The organism is Lysinibacillus sp. RU7, from assembly GCF_057837305.1.
The window spans coordinates 50,206-58,493 of the sequence record NZ_JBYQFK010000028.1 but is presented as its reverse complement, the minus strand read 5'-3'; the positions used below and the strand labels follow the sequence as shown (position 1 = coordinate 58,493).

The following is an 8,288-nucleotide window of genomic DNA, read 5'->3' as shown; positions in this document are numbered from 1 at the left end:
TAATTTTAAAAAAACACAAGTTTTGAAACAGGAGCAGTCTAAGCTCTTAAAAAAGATGATTTATGAAATTGATTCAATTAAACTGCTTTTAAAATAACTTCAAATTCTTCGGAAGTCCTGACCTCTATTCTTAGAAATCCATTCCCGTACATGGTTTTTATTAAAAAAGGGACACCGCTTGTATTTTGAAACGTAAAATCTAATACACCGTATGCGACTGTCGCGTCTCTGCCTTTTGGTACATAGCCAATATCTAATGAATGGTGATGCCTTTCTACAATCGTCACGGGTAGTTGATCTACTGCATTAAATAACGTAGAAGATGTTTGACAAATCCCACCGCCAATTCCCATGACAATTTCCCCTTTAATAATTTCAGGGGCTGGTTGATAGCCTCTTTCCTTTGTTCTTGGTCCAACCATCATATTAAAGGAAAAATAGTCCCCACCACCAACAATCACATTATTGATCGCTTCAGCTGACAGTTCAATATTTTTATTTCTTCCACTTTGACCCGGTTTAAAGTAGGTTGTATAAGAAGCGACGAGTGTATCATTTAATTGATACGCATCTTCAACCAAGTAACTACTCTCCGTCACTAAAAGGGGCAAATAAATATCTCCACCAATTGACGAAACTTCCATTATTCTCTCTATTAACTCACTTTCCTTTAACACAATCTTTGGCTGTCCTTTAATAATTTGTCCATTGTCATCAAATTTATCTAATACCATTTTTTGATCATACCCAACCGTCGTCTCTGTTCCCCTTGCCAACTCCATCACAAGCTGTTCCACTTTTTTTATATATTCTGCGATGTCCATTTCATAGCCTAATTCAAGTGGTGATAAGGTTTGTATCACTTTCGATGTGTTAGGATCAATCAAGTTAATGGTTGGTGGCTTTGTTTCCTCGACTTGCTCGGTAATATAGGAAACGTGTTGTTCGACCTGCTCTTCACGTTCCACCACTTGCTGTTCCACTTCTTTTTCTATTATCGACTGTTTATAACAACCTGTCAGCACCGTAGCAACGAACAGCAATGTAATAACCATTTTTTTCATATACTTTACCTCTAGCCTTATAAATTTTCTATGATGAACCATTAATACATCGTATTCCAAAGGTGATTATTATGTGTTTTAACTATTATTTTGTGAATTCAAAAAATTATCATGCGAAAATGAATAAAAAAACATCAGCTTGCTTCAAAATAAAGCAAGCTGATGTCCCATCTTTACAAATATCCATACTTTTTATGCAGACTGTATAGTGCATTGACTACTGATACACACCAAATAATAAGACTCTCATCAAGAGCACATTTACACTTTGAACAAAAGATTAATTCACTTTAAATAAACGCACTTCTTCTAGTAAATCTTCAACGATGGATTCAAGTGCTTCTGCTGTTGCTGAAATTTCTTCCATCGAGCATAATTGTTCCTCTGCTGCTACCGATACTGTTTCAAGCTGTGATTTGGATTCAGTTGAAATACGTTCAACTACTTGCATATCTGAAACAACTTGCTCACTATTCGTAGCAATTTTTTGGGCACGTATTTGGACTGCTTCAAGCTGATCGGTAATTTCCTCGATAAATGATTTCACTTCTAAAAAGTTTGTCTCTGTTTGTGCAAACATTTCTAAACCTTTTTTAACCTCATTTAAGCTCGTATTCATCGATTCAACTGATTTTGAAGATTCGCGTTGAATGGATGTAATAATTTCTTTTACTTGAATGGATGAGTTGTTTGTTTGCTCAGCTAATTTACGCACTTCATCCGCTACAACTGCAAAGCCTTTCCCTGCTTCGCCAGCACGAGCAGCTTCAATCGCCGCATTTAATGCTAATAAATTCGTTTGATCTGAAATCGATGTAATTACATTGACAATCTCGTTAATTTCATTTGCATAGTTATTAACTGTCTCAATATCACTAGATAGCGCATTAAATGTTCCTTCAATTGTTGCCATTTGATTTTGAGTGGAAATGACAATATCATGACCAATATCCGCTGTTTTTTCAGCTTGCTGTGCCTTTAATGTCACCTGTGTTGTATTTTCAGAAATCTCATGAATATCATCCGATACATTTTTTAGCGACTCAAAACTTTGGCTTAGTTTCATTGTTTGATTTGCTAAGCCTTCCTGTACATCGTTCATCGCTGCTGAAATTTGTTCTGTTGCACGACTGCTTTCCATTAAAGTTGCTGTTAACTCTTCAGAAGATGATGAAATTACAGCTGATTTATTATGGATATGTGAAATGATCGAAGATAGCATGTCAGCCATTTTTTGAAATGACTTACTCAGTACACCGATTTCATCACGCTTATTGATCGATAACTTTGTTCGCAAATCACCAGAACTCATAACAGCTGCTGCATCTGTTATTTCTTTTAATGGCTTTGTAATCGAACGAATAATCACTATGATGAAAACACCTAAAATCGCAAGCGCTACTACAACAACAAGTGCTGTTGTTTTTAAAATTGGACTTGTCGCTTCTGTAATTTCACGCTTAAACATCGTTCCGCCAATTTTCCAACCTGTTAATGCATTCGTATGTACAAACATTTGTTTATCCGTGCCTTCAAACTCATAATCAAATGTATCGTCGTTCGTTGTCACCGTTTTTTCCGCCCAAGGTTCTTCAGAAACATCTGTACCACCCTCAATCGCTGGGTGGGCAATCATGACCTTCCCCTCTGTCATTAAAAACGGATAACCAGTCTCACCAACTTTAATTGTACTAATGAGTGTATATAATTCATCCATCCCTAAATTCGCTGCAAATACACCACTTCCATCCGCTAACTGCTTGGAAATGGTTACAACCCAATCTCCTGTAGAAGCAGATTGGTGTGGATCTGACACAATCACTTGACCAGGATTCGCTTCTGCATTTTGATACCAGGGACGTGTACGCGGATCAAAATCGGGATTATTCATTAAGCCTAAGTCTGGCTGTTGAATCATATCCCCATCCACTGTTCCAATAAAAGATGAAACAATCCCCTCACTTGTTTCAAAATATTGAGCTAAATCGGTTAAAATCGGTGTCCAATCCTCTGCTTGCCAAGCTCCCTGATTCATGCGTCCAGCAAAATAATCGACATCATTAACAATCGGTTCCACATGCTTATTAATGAAAGCATCTACTGTGGATACACTTTGAAATGCACTCGCTTGAATTTGGTTTTCAATTTCTGATTTCGCTGAATTATACGATGTCAATGCAATTAACAAAGTAGGAATTAATAAAGCAATTAATAATGCAAAACCAAGCTTCATATTAATTGATGTTTTTCTACGCTTTTTCTTCGATTGATCCATTAGCTACGTTTAACCAGGTGTTTAGTATCCTAATTAAACATTTCACCTCGCTCTACTTTGAAATGAATAAATTACAAGTACCCCTTTCTATTTCTTTAACAATAATTGCTTGTAACGAGAACACAAGACTTCTACAGGAAAAGCGAAAAGCAACGATTATTGAAATAGTAATATCCGTTTGTGAATCTACTTATCATAAGTTAAATATTTCAATATTATTATAATTACTTTTCCTTATATTTACAATGTTTATTCCACATTAAACTAGTACATTGTGCATTCATTCGGAGCCATGTATAGTGGTACAAGTAAGGAGGAATTTGTATGTTACGTTTAAGTTGGCTCATTAGTATCGGGATTTCATTGGTCGGTGTTCTCGTTATTGAGCATTTTTTCACGTTAAAGGCAAATGATATTAGTACAACTAGCGGTAATTTAGGAGCTGTCGGTATTACACTCGTTACCCCATTTATTGTACTTAGTTTGTTGACAACACTTCGATATTTCACAGAAATTTCTCGTCACGCTCAGGACCGGATTTTACGAAATTGCTTTATTATTGGCGGGATTGCACTCTTGATTGCGTTTACTTATTTCGCTATTGATTATAAAAATAATATTTATACCTCACTTGGTGGGACAGAAAAAGAAAGTTATTCTTCCATTTACGGCTTCCCAAAGCTGAATGAGTATACGAATAAAATCTATCTTAATTTTTATACATTTGCTGCTATTCATACATTAACAGCTATCATAGGTGCGCTATATGGCATATTCAAACGAGTAAAACAAGTTGAAAATAGCGAGCATTAATATTTGTTTTACATAAGAAAAAGGCGAGCATATAGCCCGCCTTTTACACATGTACTGTTTTTGAACTGTTTCTCGCGAAAAGCACCGTCATCAACACAATTGCTGAGAATGAAATGAGCAATACACCTGTGACGATAAAATTCCCCGTAATTGTAAATGGTAATACACCTAAACCAGATGAGCCTACTACAACTCCGAGGGAAAAGAAGGCATAGAAATAACCGTATGCTTTCCCGCGCATTTCAGGTGCTGTGGCATGTACGAGCAATGTATTAATTGCCGGGAATAAAAACGCAAAACCACAACCGTATAAAGCAAGTCCACCGTAAAGTGTGCCTTGCGTTGATAATTGACCAATTAAAATTTGGCTTCCACCCATACATAAAAGCCCAAATACTAAACTATACACAGGGGAGATTTTATCAAATAAACGATTCGTTGGTAACACAAAAATAAGCACCGCCACGATACCAAACATGCTCATCAGTGTCCCACTTAAGCGAGAGCTATAGCCTAAACTCTCCACATGTAATGGCAATAAATACGCAAGTGCCCCTTGTGAAAACATCAGGAGAAATGCACCTGCATATGCCTGTACAACGCCTTTATTAAAGTGGAATGGCGCTTTTGTTTTTTGCGCCTTCTTTGTAGATGGCGACATTTTTAAGAACATAAATGTTAACACCGCTAAAACAACACCGGCAATCGCTACTGTTGTAAATACAAATGGTACCGAAGTTCGGCTTGCCATAATCCCGCTATATGCCGGTCCAATAATGGCTGCAATGCCGACAAACGAACCTGTAATGGCACTTTGACTACCTTGCTTTTCTTCCTTCGTCATATTCGCTAGTAATGTAAAAGCTGCCGGTACAATTAATCCCCCTAAAAATCCATGAATCACGCGTACTAAAATGAGTGTTGTCGAATTATCGACTAGATTATATAGGGCTAATGAAAAACTTGTTGTCAGTAAACCAATCACTAGCAGACGAAACGCACCGTACCGATCTGTAAATATACCTGATAAAATATTACCAAATGTATTTGTGAGTGAATACATACCGACGACAAAGCCCGCTACCATCGCACTTGCGCCAACTGATGTCGCAAAGGTACTCATAACCGGTAGCTGTGTGAATAAATCAATAAACGTAAAGAACACAATGAGATACACAAGCCATGACTTACGAAACGGCTTGAGTGTATATAGGTTTTGTCTTTTTTTCACATAAAAATCAAATAGAAAATTTCCTGTTGGAATAAATGCTACAACGAGCGCCAAGAGCGACCATCCTATATTCCATTGAACGCGTAATTGCGCATAAGCAATTGCTATAACATATGCTATAAAAATGCCACCATGTAGTGCACCTGTAATGGTCACAGCGAGTGGAAAATCTGCGAAATATTTTAATGGCATCGCAATACATAATAGAACTAAAAGCGAGATTCCATCTAAAATGCCTGTTATACGTAATAGTTTAATTGGATGAAACGCCAAAACGATGCCTCCCTTCATATAAATAAGACTCACAGTTTAATTGTATAGGAGGGAAAACATCCTCGTCTATAAATAGAACAAGAAAAAGCGACAATTGTGTCGCTTTTTCGTCATTTATTTCTTAATTTTTAAGTTTTGAACCGTTTTAGCAATGCATTCACTTTCACAAATGGTAGAAATAACCGCTACACCATCTGTGCCTGCCTGAAGGGGCTCCCAAGCATTTTGTTCTGTAATACCACCGATTGCAACTGTCCATAAATGTGGATACGTTTCTGTAACCTGTCGCAAAAAATGGGTTCCAGCAGGTGTTTTAGCATCATCTTTTGATTTCGTCGCAAAGATGGGCCCAATGCCGACATATGTTGCACCATTTGCTAGTGCTACTTCTAGCTCTTCCATCGTATGCACAGAGACACCGAAAATCATATCGCCTATCCGTTCTTTCACTGTCATTACTGCTTCATCTTCCTGCCCTACGTGTACACCATCTGCTTGTAGTTTCAATGCTAGTTCCACGTCATCATTCACGATAAATGGTACGTTGTATTGTTGACAAAGCGCTTGACAATCTTTAGCAAATTGTTCGTATGCCTCACCAGTTAATGCCCCGTCACCCTTTTCACGAAACTGAAACATCGTCACACCTGCTTGCAATGCTTCTTCTAATACACGTAAAGGTTGTCTATGTTTGACATTTTGTGTCCCCATAATAAAATACACGCTTAGTTGTTCACGCTTCAATGACTCTCACCTCGACTTGCCCCTGTTGCTGTTTATACGCAAAATGATTCGTCGGTCCGTGTCCGTGACCAATATTCAGTGGATTTTGAATCGCCAGTTGGACAAATTTCTTTGCTTCGATAATGGCTGTTTTCATGTCATATCCCTGCCCTAAAAAGGCGGTTAATGCAGCTGAAAATGTACAGCCTGTCCCATGTGTCTGGTTCGTTTGAATACGCTCACTTTGCATGACAAATGATGACCCATCTGCAAAATAAATCGTATCCTCGGCAGTGTCACCAGCTAAATGGCCACCTTTCATGACAACACATTGTACGCCATAGCCTAATATGACTTGTGCTGCTTTTTCAATATCCTCCGACGTTTCAATTGTCACGCTACTTAACACTTCCGCTTCTGGAATATTCGGTGTCACGACTGTTGCAAGTGGCAATAATTTTGTTTTCATTGCTTCAATGGCCGCTTGCTGTAAAAGTGTTGCGCCACCTTTAGCAATCATGACCGGATCAATGACAAGCTGTACATCCTTTTCACTCAGTACGTCGGCAACGGCCGAAATAATTTCAGCTGAAAATAACATACCCGTTTTAATCGCTTTCACTGGCATATCACGAAAAACAGCCAGTATTTGTTGTACTACGAAATCCGGCTCTACAGGTGAAATGCCTTGTACCCCTAGCGTATTTTGCGCGGTAAGTGCGGTAATAGCCGTCGTACCAAAAACGCCTAATTCCTGAAACGTTTTTAAATCTGCCTGAATGCCTGCCCCGCCACCTGAATCTGAGCCGGCAATGGTCATGACAATATTCATGATTTCGCCTCCATTGATAATCGTTCGAGTGCGTTTAGTATTTCTACTTGTACTGTACCAATTCCGTATTGGCAAGCTTGCTCAGCTACTTGTTGGTAATCAGCTGCTAACGCCTGTAACTGCTGTAGACGATCTCCCTCCAATGAACAAACTGCTGCTGTTAATGCACTCAGTAAACACCCTGTCGCTGTGACATTTGTAATTTTTTCATGTCCACCTGTCACTTCGACTACATGAACCCCATCTGTCAAAACATCTGTATAGCCTGTCACAAAAACAATTGTATTGTACGCTTTTGCCGTTAAACGAGCAACTTCGATCACATCCATTTCTCCTTCGCCGCTATCAACACCTCTTGTTTCCCAGTGCACGCCAGCAAGTGCCGCTAGTTCACCTACATTACAGCGAATGCATGCCACTTTTACATCTTCTAAAATCTTTTCTACGGCACGCTGGCGATACTCTGATGCGCCAACACCCACTGGATCTAATACAACAGGAATTCCCTTGTCATTTGCTGCCTTACCCGCTGCTAACATCGCTTGAAATGAAGCATCATGTACTGTCCCAATATTAAGGAGTACCGCATTAGCGATTCCAACTAATTGCTCCGCATCTTGCACCGCCTCAGACATAAGCGGCGAAGCTCCTACTGCTAATAAACCATTCGCTGTAAAATTAGCTGCTACTGTATTTGTCATACATAATACAAGTGGCTGTTTAACACGAATCTGTTGTAAACTCATATTGTTTAATCTCACTTTCATATTAGGTTTTTTGATCACATTAACATTCACCGATACTTCCCACTAAATCAACGCGAGTGAAAAAAAAAACGATATCAGGACAGAGCCTGACATCGCTTTGAAGTCGGTTTCTATCCACATTCCTACGCAAGTACTAACTTACAGGTTCAAAGAGTCAGTGCAGTTGTGTGCACAATCTCAGCCGACTACCTCGGCCCCTCCTGTGGGTACTATTCATTTGTCTTTATGATAATATATTCATTTAAGAATAACAACCTCATTTGAGTGATGTTTCCCTATCTGCACAAAATCGTAAATGAAAAGGCATGCC

7 protein-coding genes and 1 riboswitch are annotated in these 8,288 nt (G+C 38.7%); of the genes, 1 reads left to right on the top strand and 6 read right to left on the bottom strand.

All coding sequences use genetic code 11. The features are described 5' to 3' along the window. Positions 1-77: 77 nt before the first annotated feature. Positions 78-1,064 carry a VanW family protein gene (locus AC3II9_RS17725; protein ID WP_489157566.1) on the bottom strand — a complete coding sequence of 329 codons (987 nt, stop codon included), beginning with the start codon at positions 1,062-1,064 and terminating at the stop codon, positions 78-80. A gap of 280 nt (positions 1,065-1,344) precedes the next feature. Then, entirely contained in the window at positions 1,345-3,339 is a 1,995-nt protein-coding gene (locus AC3II9_RS17720; protein WP_489157564.1) for a methyl-accepting chemotaxis protein, read from the bottom strand. A 324-nt stretch (positions 3,340-3,663) separates the two neighbouring features. On the opposite strand from AC3II9_RS17720, the gene AC3II9_RS17715 reads away from it, so the two are divergent. Further along, a complete protein-coding gene (locus AC3II9_RS17715; protein WP_489157562.1) occupies positions 3,664-4,152 on the top strand; it encodes a nucleoside-diphosphate sugar epimerase in 489 nt (162 codons plus the stop codon). A gap of 43 nt (positions 4,153-4,195) precedes the next feature. Here the strand turns inward: AC3II9_RS17715 and AC3II9_RS17710 are convergent, their stop codons facing one another. From AC3II9_RS17710 to thiM, 4 genes are all read right to left on the bottom strand, one after another. Next, positions 4,196-5,656, bottom strand: coding sequence for an MFS transporter (locus tag AC3II9_RS17710; protein WP_489157560.1), 1,461 nt, complete (start codon positions 5,654-5,656; stop codon positions 4,196-4,198). Positions 5,657-5,770: 114 nt separating this feature from the next. Beyond that, positions 5,771-6,400: a thiamine phosphate synthase gene (gene thiE, locus AC3II9_RS17705; RefSeq protein WP_489157558.1), complete on the bottom strand. Its 630-nt coding sequence runs from the start codon at positions 6,398-6,400 to the stop codon at positions 5,771-5,773. Then, complete coding sequence (thiD, locus tag AC3II9_RS17700; protein WP_489157556.1) at positions 6,390-7,211, bottom strand: bifunctional hydroxymethylpyrimidine kinase/phosphomethylpyrimidine kinase; 822 nt, start codon at positions 7,209-7,211, stop codon at positions 6,390-6,392. The genes thiE and thiD overlap by 11 nt, the downstream gene beginning before the upstream one ends. After that, positions 7,208-7,957 (bottom strand): hydroxyethylthiazole kinase, encoded by a 750-nt coding sequence (gene thiM, locus AC3II9_RS17695; protein ID WP_489157555.1) that lies wholly within the window; start codon positions 7,955-7,957, stop codon positions 7,208-7,210. Before thiM ends, thiD begins: the two co-directional genes overlap by 4 nt. A gap of 123 nt (positions 7,958-8,080) precedes the next feature. Next, positions 8,081-8,189: riboswitch (TPP riboswitch) on the bottom strand. Positions 8,190-8,288: the final 99 nt, after the last annotated feature.

Excerpts from the sequence above, each read along its gene's own strand:
- AC3II9_RS17725 (WP_489157566.1), bottom strand. The coding sequence starts at position 1,064 with ATGAAAAAAATGGTTATTACATTGCTGTTCGTTGCTACGGTGCTGACA.
- thiD (WP_489157556.1), bottom strand. The coding sequence starts at position 7,211 with ATGAATATTGTCATGACCATTGCCGGCTCAGATTCAGGTGGCGGGGCA.
- thiM (WP_489157555.1), bottom strand. The coding sequence starts at position 7,957 with ATGAGTTTACAACAGATTCGTGTTAAACAGCCACTTGTATTATGTATG.
- AC3II9_RS17720 (WP_489157564.1), bottom strand. The coding sequence starts at position 3,339 with ATGGATCAATCGAAGAAAAAGCGTAGAAAAACATCAATTAATATGAAG.
- AC3II9_RS17715 (WP_489157562.1), top strand. The coding sequence starts at position 3,664 with ATGTTACGTTTAAGTTGGCTCATTAGTATCGGGATTTCATTGGTCGGT.